This is a genomic window from Ruegeria sp. BHSB058, from assembly GCF_059613285.1.
The window spans coordinates 1-26,296 of record NZ_JBXWSF010000028.1 but is presented as its reverse complement, the minus strand read 5'-3'; the positions used below and the strand labels follow the sequence as shown (position 1 = coordinate 26,296).

The following is a 26,296-nucleotide window of genomic DNA, read 5'->3' as shown; positions in this document are numbered from 1 at the left end:
TTCGATGCGCATCGCGGCTTTGGTTCTGGCAGCAGTTGTTTCCACGGCGGGCGTCGCCCGAGGGCAGGATCAGCAGACACTTGCGGATATCCGGCAGGAACTTACGGTTCTCCATGTGGAAATCCAGCGGCTCAAGCGCGAGTTTTCCACCACCGGGTCACCCTCGCCCAATCTGGCGGGCAGTTCGGTGTTGGAGCGCGTGGATGCAATCGAGGCTGAGTTGCAGCGGATTACGAAGCAGACCGAACAGCTGAACGCTCGAATTGACCGCGTAGTTATCGATGGTACGAACCGCATAGGTGACTTGGAGTTCCGGCTGGTCGAACTGGAAGGTGGCGATCTGGGAGCATTGGGTGAGACGACCACGCTGGGCGGTGATACGGGCGGAGAGACAGCACCCGTCATTGCACCTGCACCGCCAACCTCTGTGGGTGAGCAACTGGCAATTGGTGAACGGTCCGAATTTGATGCCGCTACTCAGGCTTTGGCCGAAGGCGATTTTCAGAAGGCGGCCGATCTCCTTACAGACTTCGACCTTAATTATCCGGGTAGCCCCCTGTCGTCCGAAGCGCACCTGCGCCGCGGTCAGGCGTTGGAAGGTCTCGGTGACACTCGGGAAGCTGCACGCGCCTATCTGGCCAGTTTCACCGGCGATTCTGAAGGGCCTTTCGCGCCAGAGGCGCTATATGAACTCGGCGCGGCGCTGGGGCGCTTGGGACAAACCGAACAGGCTTGCATCACGCTGGGTGAAGTCAATGTGCGGTTTCCGACATCGATCTCGGTGGCGGACGCCAGCCAGGAGATGGCGGCGCTGGGCTGTTCTTGACGCAGAGCAGCCATACATTTTCTAAAGAAATCCGGGCCGCGCTGCCACTCGATTTGCCGACGCGCCTGGGCGTCGCGGTGTCCGGTGGCGGAGACTCGGTTGCGTTGCTGAACCTTTTGAGCGAGGCACTAAAAGCCGAGAATACCGAATTGCTTGCCGTCACTGTGGATCACGGCCTGCGCAAGGGTTCAGCCGCCGAGGCCGCTGGCGTGGCAGCCTTGGCCAAGACTATGGGGCTTGCCCATGACACCCTGCACTGGACAGGTTGGGATGGAACCGGGAATTTGCAGGACCAGGCGCGCCGGGCCCGTTACCGGCTGTTAGTCGATTGGGCCAAACGCAATGAGGTGACGGCGATTGCCTTGGGGCACACTGCGGACGATCAGGCGGAAACGGTTCTGATGCGGCTGGGGCGCGCATCGGGCGTTTCGGGATTGGCAGCCATGTCACGCGTCCGCGAGCAGGGCGGAGTGCTGTTTTTGCGTCCTATGCTAGGGATCACACGGAACCGTTTGCGCCAGTATCTGTGCAGCAAAGATCTGGCATGGGTCGAGGACCCTTCGAATCGGGACGTTCAATTCGACCGGATCAAGGTGCGAAAATCGCTTCCAGAGTTTGAAGCACTGGGGATCACGCCCCTGGTATTGGCCGAAGTTGCTCAAAACATGGGGCAGGCGCGCGACGCCTTGGACCATTATTTGCGCAAGGAAGCCGAAAAGCTCACAACAATTTCAGACGGGGATATTCTGGTCGACCGGCAAGGATTTGCAGCGTTGCCCGATGAAATTGCGCGGCGATTGATTGTCGCGATCGTGCGATGGATCGGTGGAGGAGATTATCCTCCACGCCGAGCTTCGGTGCGGCGGATTATGACGGCCATGGCAGAAGAAAAAACCGCTGTTCTGGGCGGTTGCCTATTTCTACCGGACGGCGGAAACATGCGTTTCTGTCGTGAATACAACGCAGTCCGTGATTGCGTTTGTTCAATTGATGCAATTTGGGATCGGCGCTGGCACATCACTGGTCCGCTGGAAGTTGGAATTGAAGTGCGTGCTTTGGGTGCCGAAGGACTGAAGCAGGTTCCTGACTGGAGGGCTGTTGGTCGCCCGTATTCCACCTTGCTTGCGACGCCATCCGTGTGGCGCGGTGATGAATTGCGGTCGGCCCCGCTTGCCGGATTTGCCAACGGCTGGGAGGCGAAATTGCTTGCAAACGGCGAAGAGTTTTATGCATCGCTTTTATCGCATTGAACCTGCGGCAATCATCTCTATTTTAGTGGTCTAGCTGGCAACCTCCTTCAATGCCGAACGATTTGGGAGTATTTCCTTGGGCAACGCTCGTAATATCGCCTTTTGGGTCGTCCTTTTTCTGCTGATTCTGGCACTGTTCAACCTGTTCAGCGGGTCGGGCGGAACGCTCCAGAGCCATGAAAAGACCTATTCCGAATTTGTCTCTGCCGTGGACGCCGGTGACGTAAGCCGCGTGACGCTGGATGGCGAACAAATCCGATACCGGACCAATGACGGGCGCGACTATGTGACCATCAAACCGGGTGATGCCGAGGTGACCCAACTTTTGATCGGCAAGGACATTCCGGTTCGTGCGGAAAAACAGCAGCAATCCGGTTTCCAGTCATTCCTGATCACGCTTCTGCCCTTCCTGTTGCTGATCGGTGTCTGGGTCTATTTCATGAACCGGATGCAAGGTGGCGGCAAAGGTGGCGCGATGGGCTTTGGCAAATCCAAGGCCAAGATGCTGACCGAAAAGCATGGTCGCGTGACCTTTGACGATGTTGCCGGTATCGACGAGGCCAAGGAAGAGCTGGAAGAGATTGTCGAATTCCTGCGAAACCCGCAGAAATTCAGCCGCCTTGGTGGCAAGATCCCCAAGGGCGCGCTGCTTGTTGGCCCTCCGGGTACCGGTAAGACGCTTCTGGCCCGGGCCATTGCGGGTGAGGCGGGCGTGCCGTTCTTCACCATCTCGGGTTCGGATTTTGTCGAAATGTTCGTTGGTGTGGGTGCGTCTCGCGTGCGCGACATGTTCGAGCAGGCGAAAAAGAATGCGCCCTGTATCGTGTTTATCGATGAGATTGACGCTGTGGGCCGCCATCGTGGCGCCGGGTATGGCGGCGGCAATGACGAGCGCGAACAAACGCTCAACCAGTTGCTGGTCGAAATGGACGGGTTTGAGGCCAACGAAGGTGTGATCATTCTGGCAGCCACCAACCGCAAGGACGTTCTGGACCCTGCGCTGTTGCGTCCAGGCCGGTTCGACCGTCAGGTCACGGTTGGCAATCCCGACATCAAGGGCCGTGAAAAGATTCTTGGTGTGCACGCACGCAAGACGCCGCTGGGCCCCGATGTCGACTTGCGCATCATCGCGCGCGGTACGCCAGGCTTCTCGGGTGCGGATCTGGCCAACCTCGTGAACGAGGCTGCACTGATGGCCGCGCGCGTGGGTCGCCGCTTTGTCACCATGGAAGATTTTGAAAACGCCAAGGACAAGGTGATGATGGGGGCCGAGCGCCGCTCGATGGTGCTCACTCAAGATCAAAAGGAAAAGACCGCCTATCACGAAGCCGGTCACGCTGTTGTCGGTCTGTCTCTGCCGTTGTGCGATCCCGTTTACAAAGCGACGATCATACCACGTGGGGGCGCATTGGGCATGGTCGTATCCCTGCCTGAAATGGATCGGCTGAATTATCACCGGGACGAATGCAAGCAAAAGCTGGCCATGACGATGGCGGGCAAAGCCGCCGAAGTCATCAAATACGGCGAGGATCACGTTTCGAACGGCCCGGCTGGCGACATCATGCAGGCCAGTCAGTTGGCGCGCGCCATGGTAATGCGTTGGGGTATGTCCGACAAGGTCGGGAATATCGACTATGCAGAGGCACATGAGGGATACCAAGGCAACACAGCCGGATTCTCGGTGTCGGCTCATACCAAGGAACTGATCGAGGAAGAGGTGAAGCGCTTTATCCAAGAAGGCTATGAAAAGGCTCATGAGATCCTCAGTGAACGGAAAGAGGATTGGGAGAGACTGGCGCAAGGTCTGCTGGAATATGAAACGCTGACCGGTGACGAGATCAAGCGGGTCATGAATGGTGATTCCCCGCACGAGGGCGACGATGAAAGCGATGATTCGGATAAGGGGAACGCGCCCAGCGTCACGGCCATCCCCAAGACCAAGCCCAAAAAGACTCCGCCAGAGGGCGGAATGGAGCCGGAACCTACAACTTGATCAATGAGAGAGACCCGGGGATAATCCCGGGTTTTTTTCTACCGTCCTTGACCCCACGAACCGTTTGGAAGCGAATTTTGGTTTTGCCTGATTTATGGGAAACCAACTACTCTACTGTCCCGATCGGAATGGAGCTGCAACTCACACCGTTCGAAGAAAACTGAACGATCAGAAACTGATCACGTTTCCGATTTGAAACCTCAGATTTTAGCATACGCCGCTTCATAGCGTGATTATGTCGGAATCCATATCTTGCGCAATTGTACACAACGGTATGGGTTGTCCAGCGCCGACGCTTGGCGTCGGTTTTGCACGGACTTCAATCAGGGATCACGCCCAATGGCTTATAAATCCGATATCGAAATTGCCCGCGAGGCGAACAAGAAGCCGATTCAAGAGATCGGTGCGAAGCTGGGGATATCCAGCGATGACCTTCTGCCTTATGGCCACGACAAGGCGAAGGTGAGTCAGGACTTCATCAACTCGGTTCAGGGCCGCGAAAACGGCAAGCTGATCCTTGTGACTGCGATCAACCCGACGCCGGCGGGCGAGGGCAAGACCACCACGACCGTTGGTCTTGGCGATGGTCTGAACCGCATCGGCAAGAACGCGATGATCTGTATCCGCGAAGCGTCCTTGGGTCCGAACTTTGGCATGAAGGGCGGCGCTGCTGGCGGCGGATATGCGCAGGTTGTTCCGATGGAGGAGATGAACCTGCATTTCACCGGCGACTTCCATGCCATCACCTCGGCGCATTCGCTGCTGTCTGCAATGATTGACAACCACATCTACTGGGGCAACGAGCAGGCCATTGACATGCGCCGCGTTGTCTGGCGCCGCGTTGTCGACATGAACGACCGTGCTTTGCGTCAGATCACTTGTTCGCTGGGCGGCGTGTCGAACGGCTTTCCGCGGGAAGCGGGTTATGACATCACCGTGGCCTCCGAGGTCATGGCGATCCTGTGCCTGGCAAACGATCTGCAGGATCTGGAAAAGCGCCTGGGTGACATCATCGTGGCCTATCGCCGCGACAAGACGCCGGTTTATTGCCGCGATATCAAGGCCGAAGGCGCGATGACCGTTCTGCTGAAGGACGCGATGCAGCCGAACCTGGTGCAGACGCTGGAAAACAACCCCGCCTTCGTGCATGGTGGCCCGTTTGCCAACATCGCGCATGGCTGCAACTCGGTCATCGCCACCAAGACCGCACTGAAAGTGGCCGACTATGTCGTGACCGAGGCAGGCTTCGGGGCCGATCTGGGTGCCGAGAAGTTCATGAACATCAAATGCCGCAAGGCGGGTATCGCTCCGTCTGCGGTTGTGGTTGTTGCCACCGTGCGTGCGATGAAGATGAACGGCGGCGTGGCCAAGGCCGACCTGGGCGCGGAAAACGTCGATGCGGTCAAGAAAGGCTGTGCGAACCTCGGCCGTCACATCGAGAACGTCAAATCATTTGGCGTCCCGGTTGTGGTTGCCATCAACCACTTCGTCACCGACACCGATGCCGAGGTTGAGGCGGTCAAGGCTTATGTGGCCGAGCATGGATCCGAGGCGATTGTGTCGCGTCACTGGGAACTGGGTTCCGAAGGATCCGAGGCGTTGGCCCGCCGGGTGGCGGAAATTGCCGACGCCGATATGGCCAACTTTGCGCCTATCTATCCCGACAACATGCCACTGTTCGAAAAGATCGAAACCATCGCCAAGCGCATCTATCGCGCTGACGAGGTTCTGGCTGACAAGTCGATCCGCAACCAGTTGAAGGATTGGGAAGAGGCTGGCTATGGCAATCTGCCGGTCTGTATGGCGAAAACCCAGTATTCATTCTCGACCGATCCTAACCTGCGCGGCGCGCCCACGGGCCATTCGGTTCCGGTTCGCGAAGTGCGGTTGAGCGCCGGTGCTGGGTTCATCGTGGTTGTCTGCGGTGAGATCATGACCATGCCAGGCCTGCCGCGCAAGCCGGCGGCCGAGACGATCCGTCTCAATGACGCAGGTCAGATCGAGGGCTTGTTCTAAGCGTCGAAATACGCCAATCCGTGGCCCGGGACATCCCGGGCCACAGGAGATTCCAATGCCCCCTTTGACACCGCCGCAGGACTGCACAACGATGCGCGAGTTGCGGGTTCAGATCGACCGGATTGACCGGGACTTGATCGGAATGCTGGTGGCTCGCACGCGCTATATCGACCGTGCGACCGAACTGAAGCCGACTGAGGCCATGCCCGCCCGCATTCCGGCCCGCGTCGAAGAGGTGGTTCATAACGTCCGCGCTACCGCTGCCGTTTCTGGAATGGATCCGGATCTGGCCGAGCGTCTTTGGCGCATATTGATTGATTGGTCGATCGCCCGTGAAGAGCAGGTGATCGGCGCTGACTGAAAAGCGGCCTGCGCCGAGTTGCGCCCCGGGCCGAAGCTGATGGAAGGGATCGAAAATGGTCGCGCAAGTAATCGACGGAAAAGCCTTTGCCGCCACGGTACGCGAACAGGTGGCCGGTCAGGTTGCAAAACTGAAGGCAGAACACGGTATCACCCCCGGCCTGGCCGTGGTGCTGGTGGGTGAAGACCCGGCCAGCCAGGTCTATGTCCGCTCCAAGGGCAAGATGACCGTCGAGGTCGGAATGAACAGCTATGAGCACAAGCTGGATGTGGATACCTCCGAGGCGGACCTGCTGGCGCTGATCGACAAGCTGAACAATGATCCGGCCGTTCATGGCATTCTGGTGCAACTGCCGCTGCCCAAGCACCTGAACGAAGATCTGGTGATCAATTCAATCGACCCGGCCAAGGATGTGGACGGGTTCCACATCTCGAACGTGGGTCTGCTAGGCACCGGCCAGAAGTCGATGGTTCCCTGCACACCGCTGGGCTGCCTGATGATGCTGCGCGATCACCACGGATCTCTGTCGGGTATGGATGCGGTTGTCATCGGTCGCTCGAACATCGTGGGCAAGCCGATGGCGCAGCTGCTGCTGGGTGACAGCTGCACCGTGACCATCGCGCATTCGCGCACCAAGGACCTGCCGGATGTGGTGCGCCGCGCCGATATCGTTGTAGCCGCCGTTGGCCGCCCCGAGATGGTGCCCGGCGACTGGATCAAGGAAGGCGCCACCGTGATCGACGTGGGCATCAACCGCATCGAGCGGGATGGCAAGACCAAGCTGGTCGGCGACGTACATTATGAAAGCGCATCACAAGTCGCGGGCGCCATCACCCCGGTCCCCGGCGGCGTCGGCCCCATGACCATCGCTTGCCTGCTCGCAAACACCCTCACCGCCTGCTGCCGCGCAAACAAACTCCCCGAACCAGAAGGCCTAACCGCGTAATTCTGACCGGCCGGGCCGCCTAGAGAGTTTGCTCGCCGCACCACAGATTCGAATGAAATCTCGAGAACCGCTGCTGACGCCCTGTCGGCGGCGGTATTCGTTTTCTCAGGATTGGATATTAAATTATTCACATCTGAATGATCTACGGTTATGGAACCTGCATATCCCCCAGCAGGTTGAAATCATTGAATTTGGGTGAACGAGAAGATGCTTCGGAGTGCATATCGGAAACTACGGCACGGCCTGTATGGCGTGGTCGTTCCCGCAATTGCCCTTGTTCTGGTCTTGGCCTTTTCCTTTGAGAATTTGGGTGGCGTCGATTTATCGATCTCCCGCAGGCTCGCTTTTTGGTTTGCATTGGTGGCGGCCTCGCTCATGATTGCACGCATTTCAATCCGATACGTCGAGAATGCGCGCGTTTTGTCCGGGCGGGCAATCAAAGATGTCGCTGTTGTCTTGATGTTCATGGTTTTATTTACGCCGTGGCTTTGGATTTCGGCCAGTTTGGTTTTTTCATATGCCGATGGCACTGATCCCATGTTTACAACAGTGACGAAATTCGGGGCTTTGTTCGCGATCGGCCTGGTGGTGGTGCGGCGCGGGCTTGTGGAAGCTCAGACTATGCCTGACGAAACCCCTGAACCTGCTAAGCCCAGATTGTATCGGCGTTTGCCAGAGGCGTTTGGCGGCGACATTCTTCGGCTGACGGCCACAGACCATTGTGTCGAGGTTGTCACGAGTGAGGGAACGCACACCATTAGAATCCGGTTCGGTGATGCCATCGATGAGATGGATCCGGTTCCGGGGTATTGTGCCCACCGATCTCATTGGGTCACCTCTGCTGCTATCCAGAGTTCGGAACGACGGAATGGCAAGATTGTATTGCGCTTGACGAACGGAGATCTGGTGCCGGTCGGCCGAAAATACCGCCCAAATCTGGAAGCAGCAGGAATCCTTTAGCGGGGCATTGGCACTGGTCTGGGTTGAGGGCCAGTGAGAATTGCGATTGCGTCCAGGGCAAAAAGCGAGGTCAAAGCGCTGGTGTCGCTGCCCAGCCCTCCAGTATAGGTGCCATATGCGGGCAGGATCAGGCGCACCGCATCCACAAGGAAAGCAGGCCTTGACACGCTTCGTCCACGGACACGAAGGGTGACTTTGGGATGAAAATGACCGGAAATCTCAGCCTTACTGCCAGAAGCCGCGATGTGTCGGAAGGTCAGTGGCCCGCATGCCCAATCGGACAGATGCGCACCGCCCATGTCGACGGGTCCAGGATCGTGGTTTCCTTCGATCCAGATCCAACGGCGGCCGGCTTGCAATGCCGCAATCTGCGCCCTTTCGGCTACCGGCATTTTTTCGGCTGCATCGAGGTCGTCGAAACTGTCTCCAAGGCAGACAACAGTGGACGCGCGAGACAGCGCAATATCGGCGGCAAGCCTGTCGACCGTATCCCGTGTTTCGTAAGGCGGCAAAAAAGCCCCGTAGCGGCGAGCAGCGCGTTCAGATTTTCCGAAATGAAGGTCTGAGACACAGAGCAATTTCTGTTCCGGCCACCATAGAGCACCGGACCCAAGGGCCACCAGTTTTTGCCCGAAAAATGAAAACTCAAACCCGTTCATGGTACGTTGCTATGCCTGACTGAAGTGAGTTTTCAACCCGAAATCGATCGCCCTCAAGGGGCGAGGCCCGCGTGCCGCAGAAGCATTTGACTTTCCTCGGCCAGCAGCCGCTCTTCGGCCTCGCCCCTAATTGCCACTTTCCCGACTTCCAGAAACAATGGAGCCGCCAGTGGAGAAATGTGGTTCAGGCGGATGAGATCAATCCTGCCGTCGACGCGTTCCAGCATCTCTTCGATCCGCGCGAAATCGACCAGTCCGCGCATGGCCTCCTCACGTGTGATCTGCAACAGCAAATGTTCGGGGTCATATTTGACCAAAGTGTCATAAAGGATATCTGATGAGAATGTGGCCTGCCGACCGGTCTTGCGTTGCCCCGCTATGTTGCGCTCAATCAGCCCTGCAATTGTTGCGCTGGTTCGAAATGTGCGTTTCATCAACTGATTGCCGGAGAACCATCGTTCCAAGCCGTTACGCAGCACCTCTACTTCAAGCAAAGATCGAGGATCGGAAACTTTATCCAATCCCCAGATCAGAGTTGCATAGTCGTTAGCGACAAAGCCAAGTGGCGCCAATCCCTGTTCCTCCATCTGCTTCGTCAACAGCAAGCCCAAGGTTTGTTGTCCGTTTCGACCGGCAAAACCAAAAACGCAGATATGTTCGCGCCCTTCGCTGGGAAAGCTTTCTATCAGCAGTCGACCTTGCCGGGGTAACTGCGAAACCTCGCGTTGAAGTGCCAGCCATTCGGCCGTGTGCGCGGGGAGTTGTGGCCAGTCGGGCTGCGCAAAGATGTCAAGAATGCGCGAACACAGTTGGGTGGATGTCGAGAATTTGCTTCCGGAAAACACTGCGATCTTTGGCTTTCGACTAGCCTGCCGGCTGACTTCGACGACCATTTCACGCAACCCCTCGTACCGCACGATCTGGCCGCCGATCAGAAATGTGTCACCGGGTGTCAGTGAGGCGGCAAAGCCTTCCTCCACTTCTCCCAACGGTTTTCCGCCTCTGTTTCGTTTCAGGCGGACCTTGAGCATGTCGGCGTCCTGAATCGTTCCGATGTTCATGCGTATCCGCTGTGCTGCGCGAGGGTCGCGCAGCTGCCACATACCGTTTGGTTGCTCCTGCAATCGCTGCCAACGGTCGTAAGCCTGTAAGGCGTAGCCGCCTGTCGCGCAGAAATCGAGACAGGCATCGAACTCTGTTCTACTCAAGTCGGAAAATGGCCCAGCTGCCGACATCTCGGTATAAAGCGCCTCGGAATCAAAGGGGCCCGATGCGGCTGCGATCAGAATATGCTGGCACAAGACATCGCGAGGACCACGGCCGCGTGGCTCGCCATCCAGATCGCGCGCTCGCACCGCCTCCAAAGCGGCAACGCATTCCACCACTTCAAAGCGGTTTGCGGGCACCAGCAACGCCTTGGAGGGTGCATTGTAGCGATGGTTCGCCCGTCCGATCCGTTGGACCAGCCGCTTGACGTTCTTGGGAGCGCCGATCTGGATCACCAGATCCACGTCGCCCCAATCGATCCCCAGATCCAATGAGCCAGTGCAGACGATGGCACGCAACTCTCCCCGCACCATCGCGGCTTCGACCCGTTCACGTTGTTGCCGGTCAAGGCTGCCGTGGTGTATACCAATCGGTAGTCGGTCATCGTTCGCCAACCACAGATTGTGAAAGAAGATTTCGGCCTGCGCTCTTGTATTGTGAAAGATCAGCGTGGTCTTGTGTTTCCTGACCTGTTCCAGAACGGCAGGGATCGCATAAGCCGCTCCTCCGCCGGACCACGGCGGTGCCTGACCGATTTCAAGCATCGAAATATCCGGGTCCGGCCCCGGGTCGGCCAGAACGATTTCGCAAGGATCGGGGTGGTGGGCAAGATAGGACGCGATCGATTGCGGATCCTCGACCGTGGCTGACAGGCCCACACGGCGCAGGTTTGGGCGCATGGATTGAAGCCTGGCCAGCGCCAGCATCAATTGGTCCCCGCGCTTGCTTTCTGCCAAGGCATGGATTTCATCGACGATCACCCGTTCCAAACCAGCAAAAACTCTTGGTGCGTCCTCATATGACGTCAGCAGAGCCAAGCTTTCAGGGGTCGTCAGCAGGACATGCGGCGGATCGGCGCGCTGACGTTTCTTCTGCGTCGCCGAAGTGTCGCCGGTTCGGTCTTCGACACGGATCGGCAGGCCGATTTCGTCCACTGGCGCGCGCAAGTTCCGTTTTATGTCCGCAGCCAAAGCCTTGAGTGGCGAGACATAAAGCGTGTGCAGCCCATAATGTGACCCATCGGCTAGTTCCGCGAGAGTCGGCAGAAAGCCGGCCATGGTCTTGCCTCCGCCAGTGGGCGCGACGAGCAATGCTCCAGGTTTCGCGGCTTTCTCGAAGAGTGCGATCTGATGCGGATGGATCGCCCAACCTTTCGACCTGAACCAGTTCAAGATAGGAGCGGGAATCATTACCATAAGATCAGACTATCCCGCACGGCCAACCGACTGAAACAACAGTCTCAAATTCTCGCTAGCCAGTGGTGCGCAAGAGCACAGTGACTGCGGCGTTTGTGCGATCTGCACCAATCCCTTTCGCGTGTTTTCGAATTGTTGGAAACATTCTCGGGACACTACATTTCCCTCTTGACCCTTCTTGGCCCCTCCCTTAAATGCCCTCTCACTTGTGGCGGAGTAGCTCAGTTGGTTAGAGCAGCGGAATCATAATCCGCGTGTCGGGGGTTCAAGTCCCTCCTCCGCTACCAAATACCCTGAAAACATTGTACGCTTTCAGATGGCTTTGCTCGCGCAGAGCCGCCGACCCATGCCTTGTCATGCAATCTCAAGGCCGGATCAGACTGACGCATTGATCTGATCGAGTGACGGGCGTGGCAAAGTGTCCAGAAAACGAAACACGTCTCTTCGGCACGTGGTTCCAGACCAATCCGGCGGGAAGAAGACAGCGGGCAGTTCCGGGTGTCTAAGGACCACGCGGCGCCATCGATGCACGATCAGAGTTCGCAGGGTTGCGGCCTGTAACGGCGTGGGTCGCCAGTTCGCAGGGCGAGCCTCAAGCACAGTCCGAATGGAGTGTTGTAGGCTGTTGCACGCCTCTCGCAGGTCCGGAGGACAGAGGCGGTTTTGTAGCCAGACCGGTGCGGCGTGCGCCGAAACCTCAAAAACGGCCAGGTCTTCGCAATTCCTTGGAGCAGGGCCGGCGCCAAGCGCAACAGTTCGACCTAAGGCGGTATAGTCACTCGCCATCATCAGGTCATCCAGCGTGTGGACGCCAGGCCCATCTTCGGCGATCAACAGGTGCCATCGGTCTGGAATCTGAAGGTCGCGGGCGTAAATGCGCGGTGTGACCTGCGCCGATTGGGTTCTGCCAAATTCACTGAGAAAGTGTTTGGATTCGCGCCCTGAGCGGACGCTTTCAATCCAGCCGTCCTTTCGAAGTCGATGCAATGCGACGCGTATAGCTTCGGGCTTGATACCCATCGGTTCGATGATCCGGCTTAGTGCGCCGCCAGAGATCCGTGCGTCGCGCTCCTGCGCCAAATCGCCGAAAAGGGACACGATAATGGACCAGACCCTCTGGTTCTGAGGGTCCGCCAATTCGGCTGCAGCATCTTCGAACCAGGTATTCCCATTCGTCATGAAGACAGATTAAACCTGTGCGACCGATAAGAAAATCCGATTATTTGTCGCCAAACAACGCGGGTCAGATTCGCGGGCAAGCGGGTCAGGCCCGCCGATCAATACGCGTTCATCGTAAGCAACTCGTATTCCGCCACCAACTCGTCATCCTGATTGGTCAGGGTGACATGCCAGCGTATTTCGCCATAATCGTCAGTGCGGCGGGTCTTTTTCTTGACAGTTAAGCGTACCTTTATGCTGTCGCCAGCGCTGACGGGTTTCATGAAGCGCAGACCGTCAAGCCCGGTATTGGCCAGAACCGGCCCTTCGTTCGGTTCCACGAACAGGCCGGCAGCAAAGGATAGCAGCAGATAGCCATGTGCCACGCGGCCGGGAAAGAAAGGGTTCCGACCAGCGGCTTCCTCGTCCATGTGGGCATAGAATGTATCACCGGTGAATTGCGCGAAATGTTCGATGTCGTCCATCGTGATGGTGCGCGATGGAGTGTGCAGAGTTTCGCCCAAGGCCAGTTCCCCGAACTTTCGGGTGAAGGGGTGGGCAGGCCCCTTGATTTCCGCTGCTCCGGGTACCCATTTCTCCCCAATGGTGGCCAGCATTTCGGGCGAACCCTGCACCGCGGTGCGCTGCATATAATGTTTCACACCGCGCACACCACCCATTTCCTCACCGCCGCCGGCGCGGCCGGGACCGCCATGAACCATGTGAGGCAGGGGAGAGCCGTGGCCGGTCGCTTCCTTCATCGAGTCCCGATTGTTTATGTAGATCCGTCCATGATAGGCTCCCGCGCCTAGCACGATGTCTCGGGCAACCTGCAGGTCGTGGGTGATGACAGACGTTACCAGCGAACCCTGACCGCGATTTGCGAGGGCGACCGCATGATCCAGATCACGATACCCCATGATCGTCGAGACAGGGCCAAAGGCTTCGGTGTCATGCACCCGGGCGGCGTTGTCAGGATCGGCGCAATGGTACAGCATCGGCGGCACAAACGCGCCCCTGGCCGCATCTGCCCCTACCACCTCGAATGCGTCGGGGTCGCCAAATACGCGCTCGGCTTCTTGACCAATGATCGCAGCCTTGGCCAGAACATCCGCTTTTTGCCCGTTCGATACCAACGCACCCATCCGTGTGCCTTCCAGCCGGGGATCTCCGATCACGGTTTTCGACAGTCGTGCGGAAAGAGAGTCGATCACGGCTTCAACTCGCGCTTGCGGTGCGATGATGCGGCGGATGGCAGTGCACTTTTGCCCCGCCTTGGTGGTCATCTCGCGCGCGACTTCCTTGACGAACAGGTCGAACTCGGTTGTGCCGGGTTCGGCGTCCGGCCCCAAAATCGAAGCGTTGAGGCTGTCCTGCTCGGCCACGAACCTCACGGAGCTTTCAAGAATAACGGGGTTCTGCCGCAGTTTCAGTGCGGTGTTGGCCGAGCCGGTGAAACTGATCACATCCTGACAGTCCAAACGATCCAGCGTGTCACCCAGACCGCCGGAAACCAGTTGCAACGCGCCTGCTGGCAGAATGCCACTGTCAAGCATGATCCGAACCGCCAGTTCGGTGACATAGCAGCTGTTTGTGGCGGGCTTTACGATGGCCGGAACGCCCGCCAACATGGTGGGGGCCAGCTTTTCCAGCATCCCCCAGACCGGGAAGTTGAAGGCGTTGATGTGAATGGCAACACCTTGTAGCGGGGTACAGACGTGCTGGCCGAGAAAGGTGCCGTTGCGAGAAAGCTGTTCCACGTCGCCGTCAAGATAGACGTGCCCATCAGGCATCTCACGGCGGCCCTTGGAGGCGAAAACGAACATCGTGCCGATTCCGCCGTCGATATCGATCAGATGGTCGGACTGGGTCGCGCCAGTGTTGAAGCTCAACTCATACAGCTCCTGCTTTCGCGCGTTCAGAGCCTGCGCAAGAGCCTTGAGCATCTTGGCGCGCTCGTGGAACGTTATCTTTCGTAGGGCCGGGCCACCCTTGCTGCGGGCGTAGTCCAGCATTGCCTGCACATCCAGGGCCGAGTTTCCTGCAGTTGCGATTGGTTCACCAGTGATGGCCGAAGCGATGATGCGTGCGCCCGCACCGGGAGCCACCCAATCTCCGGCGGCAAAACTGGAAATCTGTTGCAAGCTCATGGGACTCTCCTGTTCCTGTCACGCGGCTACGGCGGCGTATCGATTACTATATAATTAACCGAACGATCGGTCAATAAATTGTTGTTTGTACCATACCCGAATGGCGTAGGCGAAAGCTCCGGCCAACGGAAATGTCAGTGACCTAGTGCGCCCATCTGCTGAGGCAGATACAGAACCACGATGGGGACCAGAACGATCAGGGCCAGACGAAAGATATCCGCCACCCAAAAAGGCGTCACGCCACGGAAAATCGTGCCGGTCGAGACGTCGCCGACAACCCCTTTCAGGATGAAAACGTTCAGTCCGACCGGTGGGGTGATCAGTGATATCTCGGTCACAACCACAACGACAATGCCAAACCAGATTGGATCATAACCCAGCGAAGTCACCAGGGGAAAAAAGATAGGCACGGTCAGCAACAACATCGATAGGGATTCAAACACGCAGCCCAGGATGATGTATATGCCCAGGATCATCAGGATCACGACGAAAGGCGATACGTCATAGGCAGTAACTAACCCTATGAGGGCTTCGGGAAGACCTGCGAGGTTGATGAAGTTTGAGAAGATCTGCGCACCGATCAGAACCGAAAACAGGGCCGCCGCTGTGAAGGTGGTTTCTTTCAACACCTCAAATGTGGAGCCGACGGTCAAACCGCCACGGAACAAGGCGATCAGAAATGCTCCTGCGGCCCCCATTCCCGCCGCTTCGGTCGGCGAAAAAGTCAGGTTCAGGGGGTGGAAGTCAAAGGCCCCGTACAAGCCGCCAATAACAAGGAAGAACAGCAGCAAGACAGCCCAGACAGACCCAAGCGCGCGGAGCCGTTCGCCCCAGCCGGCGCGTTCGCCTGCGGGGCCGGCCTCGGGGTTGCGCCACACGGTCCAACGCACGGCAAACAGGTAGAACAGGATGCCCAGAAGCCCCGGAATGATCCCTGCCATGAACAGTTTTCCTATCGAGGTTTCGGTCAGAAGCCCATAGATCACAAGGATGACCGAGGGCGGTATCAGGATGCCCAAGGTACCGCCCGCCGCGATGGAGGCGGTGCTCAATTCATCCGAATAACCATAGCGGCGCATCTGCGGCATGGCGACCTTGGACATGGTGGCTGCGGTGGCCAGTGATGATCCGCAGATGGCCGAAAAGCCACCACAGGCCGCAACGGTTGCCATGGCGATACCGCCGCGCATGTGGCCAAGAAAAGCATTGGACACTGCGTAGAGCTCGCGCGCCATTCCGCCCTTGTTCACGAAAAGACCCATGAGGATGAACAATGGAACCACAGAAAGACCATAGTCCTGGGCGGTGTCCGTGATCTGACGACCAACCATCGACATCGCGGCCTTGAGGCCGCGTTCGTCAAAGATCGAGCCGCCGCGCTCGTAAGCGAAGCCCAGCGTCCCGACCAAACCCATCGCGAAAACAATAGGCAGGCGCACGAGCACCAGAATCAGGACCAGTGCAAATCCGATCAGTGCTGCGGTCATTGGGTGTGCTCCGAGAGGTAGTGAGGTGCGAAGAAGTGCAGAAGGCCGGTAACGATCATCACAACTCCGGTGATTGCCACCGAGATCGTGATGAACCAGCCAACGATGTAGGTCGGAATGGCCAGGTATTCGGTCACATCCCCATAGTCGCGCGCGCGCTCGGCCAGAATCCAGACACGTTGCGCGGGCCAGTACATCATGATGCCGCTCGCCAGATAGATGATGCCATCACGTATGCGATCAAGCCGGAACCGGTGAAAAAAACTGTCTGTCAGATCCACGGCGATCTGGCCATTTGTTACCGAGATGATTGGCAACACGGAAAACACCAGAACAGCCATAAAGATGCGGGTAAGTTCAGTGGCGGCTTCGATGGGCGAATTGAACACCGAGCGCAGGATCACGTCGCAGAAGGTCATCACCATCAGGATGAACAGGGCGATGCTGGCCACTATCACCGGCAGGATGCTGGCTCGGCGCACAAGGTGAATAAGGGATGTCATGAATGGTCTCCCGGAGGTTCAGGGGCGGCCGACTGCCGCCCCCGGTGATGGGCTTAGTTGCCCGCCATTTCCGACTTGATCATGTCATAGGCGGCCTGCGCATCTACGCCGGTTGCGTCGACTTCGGCGATGACCTTTGCGCGGATGTCTTCGGCAATCGCCGCGAATTTCTCAAGGTCTGCATCCGAGGCAGCGTTGATTGCATTGCCCTCGGCAGCTTCGGTTTCCTCGCGGCCAATGGCGTCGATCTCATCCCAGATCTTGCCGATCTCGCGGCTCAGCGGCTCGCCGAACACCTTCTCTTCCAATACGGCCTGAATATCTTCAGGCAGATCTGCAAAAGTGTCTTCGTTCATGATGAAGGCGAAGGAACCACGGTAAAGTCCGCCGGGCATTTCATAGACGTTTTGCGCGACTTCGGTCAGCTTGAAACCTTTGCGGGATTCGAAGGGCATAACTACGCCATCGGCCGCTTTCGATGCAAGTGTTTCATAGACCTTTGGGGCTGGAACCTGAATGCCGGTCGCGCCTAACGCCGTACCGACATCGCCACCGACACCGCCGGGAATACGGACCTTGAGGCCCGAGAACTGGTCAAGGCCAGTCACGGACGAGTTGGAATGGAGTTGGGCGGGACCATGCGTGTGCAGGGCGATCACCTTGACGCCGCGATGCTCGTCTGCGGCCTTCAAGTACTTGTCATATGTGCGCCAATAGGCAACCGAAGCCGCCTCGGCCGAGCCTTCGTATCCGGGCAGTTCGATCAGCTTGGTGACGACGAACCGCCCCGGCTGATAACCGTGGAAAATGATCGAGGCATCGGCGGCGCCATCCTGGATCAGGTCCATCTGCGCGGGCGGTGGTGCGATGCCAAGCTTCAGCTCGGCGGTCACCTGGCCGTCGGTTGCCTCTTCGACCATCTCGACAAACTTGGGCCACATCATTGCGTTGATGCCGTGGGTCGGCGGCGCCCAGCTGGAAATGGTCAGCGTATAGTCCGCCGCCATCGCCACGGTGCCGCTTACCGCCAGCGCGGCCGAAGCCAACAGGGATGAGAGCTTGGTGAATTTCATGACTGGATTTCCTCCTCCAAAACGTGAGTCATAAATGCGTTAATGGTCCTTTTTGTAACCATCAACAGGTTAAGTTGTTCTGCATCGGATCGGCGAGTTGCCACGAATTCGGGCTTTCGATTTCGAGCTTTCGCATGATTGCGGCCATGTGTTCCGGGCCATTTTTCGCGGCCAGATGCATCGGCCCGCCGCGCCAGCGCGGAAAGCCGTAGCCGTGCAATTGAACCATATCCACGTCTTCCGGGCGTTCGGCGATTCCTTCCTGCACGATCAGCGCGCCCTCGTTGGCCAGCACAGCCAGAAGCCGATCTGCAATGTCTTTTGGGGTGAACTTTCGGCGAGTGATGCCACGCTGTGTTGAATTGGCTTCGATCAGGGTTTCAACCTCAGGGTCGCGTTGGGGGAAACGTGACCCATCGTCATATTTGTACCACCCTTCACCGGTTCTTTGGCCAAACCGCCCCATCTCGCAAAGCGTATCAGCGATGGTCTCATAGCGCTCACGCGGGTTACGGGCGGGGGCTTGCCGTTTCCGATTGGCCCAGGCGATTTGCAATCCCGTCAGATCCTGCAACTCGAATGGCCCCATCGGCAGGCCCTCCGCCCGCATGGCAGCGTCGACCTCGTGAGGCAGGGCACCATCGGCCAGCAGGTATTCAGCCTCGCGCCGGTATGCGGCAAGCATTCGGTTCCCGATGAAGCCGTCGCAGATATCAGCAAGGACCGCAATCTTGCGCAGTTTCTTGGCAAATGCAAAACCAGTTGCAAGTACCTCTGATGCGGTATCTGGCGTCTTGACGATTTCCAGCAGTTTCATCACATGCGCAGGGCTGAAGAAATGCAGCCCCAAACAGCGGGCCGGGTTGGCGACGCTGTCGAAGATCAGGGTCGGATCAAGGTAGGACGTATTGGTAGCCAGAATGGCGTCTTTCGACATCGCCATTGAGAGTTGCGAGAACACGCCGCGTTTTGTGTCGAGATCTTCGAACACTGCCTCTATCGCTAGATCGGCGTCGGCTGCATCGGTATAATCACTGGTCGTGTTCAGTTTCCCGAGCATTTCTTGATACTGTTCGGAACTGGTTTTCCCCCGTTTGACGCCCCCTTCGATCAGGGCGGATACGCGATCGCGGGCGGCCAGGGCAGCCTCTGTATCGCGCTCGATCAGGGTGACCGAATACCCGCCACTTAGGCAGGCAGTGGCGATACCAGCGCCCATCAAACCGCCGCCGACAATTGCGATCTGGTTCAGGTCACGTGGGGTAACGCCGTCGATCGCTTTGGGTTTGCTGACAATCCTTTCGGCAAAAAAAGCGTACCGAAGTGCACGGCTCTCATCGGATTGGCGAAGTCTGAGATGCAGCGCCCGTTCCTTAGGCTGACCTTCGGAAAAAGGCCGCGCGACCCACTGCAGCGCTTTCAGGTTCAGGACGGGTGACTTCTGCCCCTTGGCGGCTTTTGAAAGACTGGCGACGGTCGCCTCATAGGTGTCGCGATCCAATGTGTCGGATTTACGCAGGCTGACAATTTCGGGCCGGTTCTGAAGGGTTCGGGTGAACTCCACAGCAGCTTGACGCAGGTCTCCCGACACAATCTGGTCAATTCCGCCCAAAGCGAGCATCTCTTCCGCGTCAAATATTTTACCCCTGCACGCCATGTCGATCGCAGCCTGCATCCCGATCAGGCGCGGGGTGCGCTGGGTACCGCCTGCACCGGGGATGAGGCCGACATTAACTTCCGGCAAGCCAAACTTCGTGCCCTCTGAAGCGATACGCCATGCGCAGGCCATTGCTATCTCAAAGCCGCCTCCAAGGACGTTTCCGTGCATGACGGCGACAAATGGGGTTTTACTGTCCTCAAATAACTGGACTACATCGGGCAAATGCGGTTCCTCTGCAGGGCGATCGAATTCCGACATGTCGCCCCCGGCGATGAATGTGCGGCCCGCGCAGATCAAAATGGCCACGCGCGCGCCCTGCACGTCAGCAACCGCTTTCTTCAATCCCGCTCGAACGGCGGTCGAAGTGGCATTCACCGGCGGATTGTCAATTTCCACCCAAGCGATGTCACCTTTGCGTTCTACCGAGATCACCGGTTTGTCAGACATATCCTTGCCCCGATTGGCTGGGAATCGTTTCGTGAAGAATTTATTGACCAACCGTTCGGTTTATGCAAGAACATTGTTGAAATAATCGCAAAGCGAGCTGGTGATGACCGATACGATTCTTACCCAAAGCCATGGGAATTGGGTTGAAATCACTCTCAACCGTCCCGACAGGCTGAACAGTTTTACCGATGAGATGCACAATGCGCTTCGATCCGCATTGGAAACGTCGCGCGACGATGGTGCGCGTGCGATACTGTTGACTGGGGCGGGGCGCGGGTTTTGCGCAGGGCAGGATTTGGGGGATCGTGATCCTTCGAAAATGGATGGTCCTCCCGATCTCGGCAACACGGTTCGCACGTTCTATGCGCCGCTGGTCCGCCTGATCCGGGCGCTGGATTTTCCGGTCATCTGCGCGGTGAACGGGGTAGCCGCGGGGGCGGGTGCCAATATCGCGCTTGCCTGCGACATTGTTATGGCAGCTGAAAGTGCAAAATTCATCCAGTCGTTTTCTAAGGTCGGCCTGATCCCTGACACCGGCGGTTCTTGGCACCTACCTCGCCTGTTGGGCGAAGCTCGAGCTAAGGGGTTGGCGCTGACGGCGCAACCGTTACCGGCAAAGCAAGCCGAAGATTGGGGCTTGATCTGGAAGGCATTGCCGGACGATCAACTCATGACCGAAGCACGTGCAATGGCCGAGCAGTTCGCTAATGGTCCGACCCTTGGTCTGGGGTTGACAAAACAGTCGATCCAGGCCGCTGCGGTCAATACGTTGACGGACCATCTTGAGCTGGAAGCGGATGCCATGAAAACCTGCGGTGAAAGCGCCGATTATGCCGAGGGCGTCACAGCTTTCCTCGAAAAACGCGCGCCGAGATTTCAAGGTAGGTGAATATGACTCCCAAAGAACGCGCAGAAGAATCGGCAGCGATGATGTGGGCCGAAGATAATGCCTCGAAATGGGCAGGGATAGAAATCACTCATATCGATGAAGGTACCGCGACGGCGGAATTGACGGTCGAGGCGCATCACTGCAACGGGCACAAGATATGTCATGGTGGCGTGACGTTTCTGCTGGCGGACAGCGCGTTTGCGTTCGCCTGCAACAGCCGAAATCAGTCCACCGTCGCGCAGCACAACGTGATCAGCTACATCGCGCCGGGGCGATTGGGCGACCGGCTGACAGCTATCGCAACCGAAGTGAGCCTGACAGGGCGTAACGGAATTTATGACATCACTGTGACAAATCAGGACGGCCGAAAGATTGCGGAGTTTCGAGGTATGTCCCGCGCGATCAACGGCACTTTGTTTGACGAAGAGTAAGGCGAGGAGGATACCATGAAGGACCTGACCCCCAACAAGGCTGATCTGGACCCGATCGAGATTGCCTCGATCGATGAAATCCGTGCCCTGCAGCTGGACCGGTTGAAATGGTCCGTCCGCCACGCCTATGACAACGTGCCGATGTACAAGAATCGGTTCGACGAGGCCGGGGTGCATCCGGATGACCTGCAAAGCCTGAGCGACTTGGCCAAGTTCCCGTTCACATACAAGAACGATCTGCGCGACAACTATCCGTTTGGCCTGTTCGCCGTGCCGCGCGAACAAATCATCCGGTTGCACGCGTCATCGGGTACGACGGGCAAGCCGACCGTCGTGGGCTATACGCAGAATGACATCGACAACTGGGCAGATCTGGTGGCTCGGTCCTTGCGGGCCAGCGGTCTGCGTCGCGGTGACATGGTGCACAACGCTTACGGCTATGGCCTGTTCACAGGCGGTCTGGGCGCGCATTACGGGATCGAGCGTCTGGGAGCGACGGTGGTTCCGATGTCGGGCGGGCAGACCGAGAAACAGGTTGGCCTGATCACTGATTTCAAGCCCGACGGGATCATGGTGACGCCGTCCTATATGCTCAACATTCTCGAACAATACAGGAAGGTTGGCATGGATCCCCGCGAAAGCTCGCTGAAGGTGGGTGTGTTCGGGGCCGAACCTTGGACTGACGCGATGCGCAAAGAGGTTGAACAGGCCTTCGACATGCATGCGGTCGATATTTACGGCCTGTCCGAGATCATGGGTCCGGGAGTGGCGAATGAATGCGTAGAGACCAAGGACGGTCCCGTGATCTGGGAAGATCACTTCTTTCCAGAAATCATCAACCCCGAAACCGGCGAGGTTTGTGACGATGGCGAGATGGGAGAACTGGTGTTCACAACGCTGACCAAGGAAGGTCTGCCGATGATCCGCTATCGCACCCGCGATCTGACCCGGCTTTTGCCGGGGACCGCACGGTCGATGCGGCGGATGGAAAAGATCACCGGTCGCTCCGACGACATGATCATTCTACGCGGGGTCAACGTGTTCCCCAGCCAGGTCGAAGAACAGGTGATGGCCACCGGCGGGATCTCTCCGCATTACCAGATCGAGCTTTACAAGGCCGGTCGCATGGACGCGATGCGCGTTTTTGTCGAAGCGTTGCCCGGGGCTGCGGACGAGTTGAGCAAGACCGCCGCCGCCCGCATGCTGACCAAGCGGATCAAGGACATTGTTGGCGTTTCCACCGAGATTATTGTAGGGGAACCCGGTGATGTCGAACGCTCTCAGGGCAAGGCCAAGCGCGTTGTCGACAACCGCGACAAGGAGTGAGGTTTGGCCCGTACAATAGCGAAAGACCACGATCAGAAGCGCGAGCAGATCTTGAAATCTGCCGCGCGTGTCTTTGCGCGCGAAGGATTCGACCGCGCTTCGATGACCCAGCTTGCGCGCGAATGCGGAATATCTAAGGCGAATATCTATCACTACTACGACAGCAAGGATGCGATCCTGTTCGACATTCTTGAGACCTACCTGCGCGAGTTGCGCGACCTGATCTGCGGGATCGAGTTGGACGGGTTGAGCAAACCGGATCGGCTGCACAGGGTGGTTCGTGAAATACTGCTGGCCTATCAGGGCGTCGATGACGAGCACAGGGTTCAGACCAGCGGAATGTCAGCCTTGCCCATCGAGCAGCAGAAGTTGCTGCGCGGCTATCAGCGCGACATGATTGTCTTCGTGAGCAACATCATCAGTGACATCGCGCCTGAAGTTTTCAATGGTGATCCGGGCAAGCTGCGGTCTGCGACGATGTCTGTGTTTGGCATGCTGAACTGGTACTACATGTGGAACTCGGGTGCGGATAGCTCCGCTCGGGAAGATTATGCGCACATGGTCAGCACGCTGACTCTGCATGGCTTGCAGGGCCTCTGATACATCACATTGGTATGAACAGCGCCTAAAGAGGTTTGGGTTTTGGCGCGTTTCCTGCTTTGTTCGGGGCAGGAGAAACACCATGCAGAAACCGGAAAGCTTCGAAAAATTCTATTTCGCCAAAGTCGGAATGGGAGAGGCCTGCGGTTGCGCCGAACGCATAATCGATGTCTACGAGTTCAACCGTCAGGGTGGAACCGCGCTGAAGCCAGAGCGTCTTGCGGCACGGCGCAAACGCTGGTCATTCAGATCGTTCGCATTGAAATATGGCTTGATCGGTCGACCGGCCAAGTAACCGCGGCGGTGCCCAAGAACGCGGGGTGGCCGGCGGGTTTGCCGCCGACCGAATTGTTATCAGGGGCGGTTGAGGCCAAGCGTTTCAAGGATGCTCGCCGCCTCGGCTTCCCAACGCGTACGCAGTTCCGCGTTAGTGGATTTGCGCAAACCCATATCCTTTAGGCTGCTGGCTTTCTGAGAGGTGCCAGTACCAAAGCTGGCTGCAACCCGAGGCCACCAATAGTCGGCCGATGCCTGCATCTCCGAGGCGTGGCCGTCTTCGATCAGTTTCACCGCGCCTTCCATCGCCAGTTCACCATGATGCGCCTCGATGGGTGCGATCACGCGGAACGCTTCGGCCAGTGGCTGATACGAGATCAGCGAAAACTCGGCAAGCTGAACGGCCACCGCGCGGCTCATCAGCAGGTTCATCATCACGGCGTCCACCCAGCCTTCGATGGGATAGTTGAACACAGCCAGACGCATGTCGTGCTCGGACCGTGTTGCACCGATGTCTGCTGCCCGGTCCAGCCGCGCCGTCCATGGGTGATGGTTGGCATAGCGCTCGGCATCGGCCCCGAACTCGCCCATGATCCGCAAGACACGGTCGGCATTGTCGGTCTTTTCCAGAACGATCTTTGCAGCCGCAATCCGTTCCTTGATCCCCGGTCCCCGGTTTATCACGTCGGCAAAACCTGCAGCCCCCGCCAGTTCGCTGTCCACGAATGTCGCCATCAGTTTCATCAACTCAGCGCGGTAGCGTGGCGGCACGTTGGTCGGGTTGGTCAGCACTCCGCCAGCCGCGAGATAGCTTTCAATCGTCATGTCTTCGGCCATTGTCTCTCTCCCTCACTGGTCATAGTCGACGACGACGCTGTCTGTCAGCGGATAGGCCTGGCAACTCAGAACATACCCTTTCTCGACTTCGTAATCTTCGAGCGCGTGGTTTGCGATCATCTCGACCTCGCCTTCGATCACGCGGCAGCGGCAGGTCGAACAGACGCCGGCCTTGCAGGCATATGGCGCGTCCATCCGGTTTTCCAGTGCCGCGTCAAGGATCGACAGATCCTTGGGCATGGTGATGGTCTGGGTCGCGCCATCCAGCGTTATGGCGGCTTTGGTCTGGTTCGCGCTGGTTGCGGCCTCGGCGGAAACCACCTTGCGCCTGGCGCGACCGGGCTGGGCGCTGGCGAACAGTTCGAACTTGATCTGACCGTCGGTCAGCCCGTGCGCCCGCAGCGCGGCTGCGATGCCCAGCATCATCGGCTCGGGACCGCAGATATAAGCCATGTCGGTGTTTTCGATGTCGATCCAATGCTTGAACAGCTCGGCGCATTTCTCTTGCGTTACCAGGCCAGTGAACAGATCGATTTCCTGTGCGTCCGATTCGAGAATGTGGATCACATTCAGACGACCCATATAGAGGTTTTTGAGATCCTCCAGTTCTTCTCGAAACATAATCGTGTTCACACCCTTGTTGGCATAGACCAGCGTGAACTGCGATCTGGGTTCCCGCGCCAGAGTGGTCTTGAGAATTGACAACACCGGCGTGATGCCCGAGCCACCGGCAAAGCCGACATATTGCCTCTCGGCAGCGGCATCGAGTGGCGTAAAGAACCCGCCCATCGGAGGCATTGCCTGCAGCGTGTCGCCAACCTTCATTTCTTCATTGGCCCAGGTCGAAAACGCCCCACCATCGACGCGCTTGATGCCAACTTGAAGGATGCCTTCATCCTTGCCCGCACAGATCGAGTACGACCGGCGCAGTTCCTCGCCATCGAAATCCCGGCGGAAGGTCAGGTATTGGCCTTGGGTAAAATCGAACTCCTCCGCCGAGCCGTTCACCGGTTTCAGCGTTACCACGACAGCGTCGCGGATGGTCTTGTGGATGTCTGTGACTTCCAGATCGTGAAAGCGCGCCATCGGCTCCTCCTCAGATGCACTTGAAATAGTCAAAGGGTTCCAGGCAGTCTGTGCAGCGCCAATGCGCCTTGCACGGGGTCGAGCCGAACTGGCTGACCTTTTCCACCGCCTTGCTGCCGCAATGGGGACAGCGTTCCGGCCCGCCCGCCGGTTGCGGCGGGGCAATGCCATATTCTTCAAGCTTGGCACGACCCTTGTCGGTCAGCCAATCAGTTGTCCACGCGGGCGAAATTCTGGTTTGCAACCTGATTTTGTCGATGCCGTGGTCACGCAGGGTGGTTTCGATGTCCATGCTGATCACGGATGTCGCCGGGCAACCCGAGTAGGTGGGCGTCACGGAAACGGTCAGCGTGTCGCCGTCCCATTCAACATCGCGCACGATGCCCAGATCGACGACCGAGATCACCGGAATTTCAGGGTCGGGAACGGCATCAAGCCATTCCCACACCTGTTCTGTCGAGGCCCGCACCATCGGCCTTTACCAGCTTGCGCCGGGATAGGCGCGTTGCAGCCACTGCATCTCGGTCAGTAAGTGGCCCAAATGCTCGGTATGCATACGCCCGTCGCGTCCACCCTTTCGGGCAAAGCGGCTATCCGGGATTGTCAGGGTCGCTTCGCCCAATACGCGCTCAACCAGCGCATCGAATTCTTCGCGCAGGCTGGCGGGGTCGGGTGCAATACCCGCAGCTACCATCTCGGCATCCACGTCATCGCTGGCGAACATCTCGCCGACATAAGGCCAGAGGTAATCCAGCGCCTCCTGCATCCGGGCGTGACTTTCTTCGGTACCGTCGCCAAGACCGACAACCGTGTCGCCCGAGCGTTCGAGGTGATAGGCAACCTCTTTGCTAGCCTTTGCGGCGATTGCCGCGACACGTTCGTCCGACGATGTCATCAGAC

Annotated in this window: 24 protein-coding genes and 1 tRNA gene; 13 read left to right on the top strand and 12 right to left on the bottom strand. The window is 58.0% G+C overall.

What is annotated here, in order from left to right:
* Nucleotides 1-4 precede the first annotated feature (4 nt).
* The 7 genes from ybgF (at nucleotide 5) to AC2FNB_RS09355 (ending at nucleotide 8,352) form a co-directional block, all read left to right on the top strand.
* Nucleotides 5-826: a tol-pal system protein YbgF gene (gene ybgF, locus AC2FNB_RS09385; protein ID WP_480747999.1), complete on the top strand. Its 822-nt coding sequence runs from the start codon at nucleotides 5-7 to the stop codon at nucleotides 824-826.
* Nucleotides 823-2,076: a tRNA lysidine(34) synthetase TilS gene (gene tilS / locus AC2FNB_RS09380; RefSeq protein WP_496745873.1), complete on the top strand. Its 1,254-nt coding sequence runs from the start codon at nucleotides 823-825 to the stop codon at nucleotides 2,074-2,076. Before ybgF ends, tilS begins: the two co-directional genes overlap by 4 nt.
* A 76-nt stretch (nucleotides 2,077-2,152) precedes the next feature.
* Entirely contained in the window at nucleotides 2,153-4,069 is a 1,917-nt protein-coding gene (gene ftsH / locus AC2FNB_RS09375; RefSeq protein WP_480747997.1) for an ATP-dependent zinc metalloprotease FtsH, read from the top strand.
* Nucleotides 4,070-4,408: 339 nt separating this feature from the next.
* Nucleotides 4,409-6,085, top strand: coding sequence for a formate--tetrahydrofolate ligase (locus tag AC2FNB_RS09370; protein ID WP_480747996.1), 1,677 nt, complete (start codon nucleotides 4,409-4,411; stop codon nucleotides 6,083-6,085).
* Between the two features lie 55 nt (nucleotides 6,086-6,140).
* Complete coding sequence (locus AC2FNB_RS09365; protein ID WP_480747995.1) at nucleotides 6,141-6,446, top strand: chorismate mutase; 306 nt, start codon at nucleotides 6,141-6,143, stop codon at nucleotides 6,444-6,446.
* A gap of 55 nt (nucleotides 6,447-6,501) precedes the next feature.
* The gene (folD, locus tag AC2FNB_RS09360) at nucleotides 6,502-7,392 is read left to right on the top strand and encodes a bifunctional methylenetetrahydrofolate dehydrogenase/methenyltetrahydrofolate cyclohydrolase FolD (protein ID WP_480747994.1); all 891 of its coding nucleotides are present in this window, start codon (nucleotides 6,502-6,504) and stop codon (nucleotides 7,390-7,392) included.
* Nucleotides 7,393-7,677: 285 nt separating this feature from the next.
* On the top strand, nucleotides 7,678-8,352 hold the full coding sequence (locus AC2FNB_RS09355; RefSeq protein ID WP_496745870.1) for a LytTR family DNA-binding domain-containing protein: 675 nt from the start codon (nucleotides 7,678-7,680) through the stop codon (nucleotides 8,350-8,352).
* Here the strand turns inward: AC2FNB_RS09355 and pdeM are convergent.
* Nucleotides 8,349-9,011 carry a ligase-associated DNA damage response endonuclease PdeM gene (pdeM, locus tag AC2FNB_RS09350; RefSeq protein ID WP_496745869.1) on the bottom strand — a complete coding sequence of 221 codons (663 nt, stop codon included), beginning with the start codon at nucleotides 9,009-9,011 and terminating at the stop codon, nucleotides 8,349-8,351. The genes AC2FNB_RS09355 and pdeM overlap by 4 nt on opposite strands.
* Before the next feature lie 53 nt (nucleotides 9,012-9,064).
* Complete coding sequence (locus tag AC2FNB_RS09345; RefSeq protein WP_496745867.1) at nucleotides 9,065-11,473, bottom strand: ligase-associated DNA damage response DEXH box helicase; 2,409 nt, start codon at nucleotides 11,471-11,473, stop codon at nucleotides 9,065-9,067.
* A 210-nt stretch (nucleotides 11,474-11,683) separates the two neighbouring features.
* Here AC2FNB_RS09345 and AC2FNB_RS09340 point away from each other — a divergent pair.
* Nucleotides 11,684-11,760: transfer RNA gene (locus AC2FNB_RS09340), tRNA-Met, on the top strand.
* An 88-nt stretch (nucleotides 11,761-11,848) separates the two neighbouring features.
* On the opposite strand, the gene AC2FNB_RS09335 is transcribed toward AC2FNB_RS09340, so the two are convergent.
* The 6 genes from AC2FNB_RS09335 to AC2FNB_RS09310 all read right to left on the bottom strand — a co-directional run bounded on the left by AC2FNB_RS09335 (nucleotide 11,849) and on the right by AC2FNB_RS09310 (nucleotide 19,951).
* Nucleotides 11,849-12,652: a PaaX family transcriptional regulator C-terminal domain-containing protein gene (locus tag AC2FNB_RS09335; RefSeq protein WP_480747990.1), complete on the bottom strand. Its 804-nt coding sequence runs from the start codon at nucleotides 12,650-12,652 to the stop codon at nucleotides 11,849-11,851.
* A gap of 98 nt (nucleotides 12,653-12,750) precedes the next feature.
* Entirely contained in the window at nucleotides 12,751-14,781 is a 2,031-nt protein-coding gene (paaZ, locus tag AC2FNB_RS09330; RefSeq protein ID WP_496745866.1) for a phenylacetic acid degradation bifunctional protein PaaZ, read from the bottom strand.
* Nucleotides 14,782-14,915: 134 nt separating this feature from the next.
* On the bottom strand, nucleotides 14,916-16,268 hold the full coding sequence (locus AC2FNB_RS09325) for a TRAP transporter large permease (protein WP_480747988.1): 1,353 nt from the start codon (nucleotides 16,266-16,268) through the stop codon (nucleotides 14,916-14,918).
* The gene (locus AC2FNB_RS09320) at nucleotides 16,265-16,771 is read right to left on the bottom strand and encodes a TRAP transporter small permease (RefSeq protein ID WP_480747987.1); all 507 of its coding nucleotides are present in this window, start codon (nucleotides 16,769-16,771) and stop codon (nucleotides 16,265-16,267) included. Before AC2FNB_RS09320 ends, AC2FNB_RS09325 begins: the two co-directional genes overlap by 4 nt.
* Before the next feature lie 53 nt (nucleotides 16,772-16,824).
* Nucleotides 16,825-17,844 carry a TRAP transporter substrate-binding protein gene (locus AC2FNB_RS09315; protein ID WP_496745864.1) on the bottom strand — a complete coding sequence of 340 codons (1,020 nt, stop codon included), beginning with the start codon at nucleotides 17,842-17,844 and terminating at the stop codon, nucleotides 16,825-16,827.
* A 61-nt stretch (nucleotides 17,845-17,905) separates the two neighbouring features.
* Nucleotides 17,906-19,951: an FAD-dependent oxidoreductase gene (locus tag AC2FNB_RS09310; RefSeq protein WP_496745862.1), complete on the bottom strand. Its 2,046-nt coding sequence runs from the start codon at nucleotides 19,949-19,951 to the stop codon at nucleotides 17,906-17,908.
* 103 nt (nucleotides 19,952-20,054) lie between these two features.
* Here AC2FNB_RS09310 and paaG point away from each other — a divergent pair, with 103 nt between their 5' ends.
* From paaG to AC2FNB_RS09285, 5 genes are all read left to right on the top strand, one after another.
* A complete protein-coding gene (paaG, locus tag AC2FNB_RS09305; protein ID WP_480747984.1) occupies nucleotides 20,055-20,840 on the top strand; it encodes a 2-(1,2-epoxy-1,2-dihydrophenyl)acetyl-CoA isomerase PaaG in 786 nt (261 codons plus the stop codon).
* Nucleotides 20,841-20,842: 2 nt separating this feature from the next.
* Complete coding sequence (gene paaI / locus AC2FNB_RS09300) at nucleotides 20,843-21,271, top strand: hydroxyphenylacetyl-CoA thioesterase PaaI (protein ID WP_480747983.1); 429 nt, start codon at nucleotides 20,843-20,845, stop codon at nucleotides 21,269-21,271.
* A 15-nt stretch (nucleotides 21,272-21,286) separates the two neighbouring features.
* A complete protein-coding gene (gene paaK, locus AC2FNB_RS09295) occupies nucleotides 21,287-22,597 on the top strand; it encodes a phenylacetate--CoA ligase PaaK (RefSeq protein ID WP_480747982.1) in 1,311 nt (436 codons plus the stop codon).
* Between the two features lie 3 nt (nucleotides 22,598-22,600).
* Complete coding sequence (locus tag AC2FNB_RS09290) at nucleotides 22,601-23,197, top strand: TetR/AcrR family transcriptional regulator (RefSeq protein WP_480747981.1); 597 nt, start codon at nucleotides 22,601-22,603, stop codon at nucleotides 23,195-23,197.
* 82 nt (nucleotides 23,198-23,279) lie between these two features.
* Nucleotides 23,280-23,492, top strand: coding sequence for a hypothetical protein (locus tag AC2FNB_RS09285; protein ID WP_480747980.1), 213 nt, complete (start codon nucleotides 23,280-23,282; stop codon nucleotides 23,490-23,492).
* Between the two features lie 59 nt (nucleotides 23,493-23,551).
* Here AC2FNB_RS09285 and AC2FNB_RS09280 read toward each other — a convergent pair whose 3' ends face one another.
* The 4 genes from AC2FNB_RS09280 to paaC form a co-directional block, all read right to left on the bottom strand.
* Entirely contained in the window at nucleotides 23,552-24,310 is a 759-nt protein-coding gene (locus AC2FNB_RS09280; RefSeq protein ID WP_496745858.1) for a Phenylacetic acid catabolic protein, read from the bottom strand.
* Between the two features lie 12 nt (nucleotides 24,311-24,322).
* The gene (gene paaE, locus AC2FNB_RS09275; RefSeq protein ID WP_480747978.1) at nucleotides 24,323-25,396 is read right to left on the bottom strand and encodes a 1,2-phenylacetyl-CoA epoxidase subunit PaaE; all 1,074 of its coding nucleotides are present in this window, start codon (nucleotides 25,394-25,396) and stop codon (nucleotides 24,323-24,325) included.
* Nucleotides 25,397-25,406: 10 nt separating this feature from the next.
* The gene (gene paaD / locus AC2FNB_RS09270; RefSeq protein ID WP_480747977.1) at nucleotides 25,407-25,868 is read right to left on the bottom strand and encodes a 1,2-phenylacetyl-CoA epoxidase subunit PaaD; all 462 of its coding nucleotides are present in this window, start codon (nucleotides 25,866-25,868) and stop codon (nucleotides 25,407-25,409) included.
* A 6-nt stretch (nucleotides 25,869-25,874) separates the two neighbouring features.
* On the bottom strand, nucleotides 25,875-26,296 hold a 422-nt coding region (gene paaC, locus AC2FNB_RS09265), incomplete at its 5' end, for a 1,2-phenylacetyl-CoA epoxidase subunit PaaC (protein ID WP_496745856.1).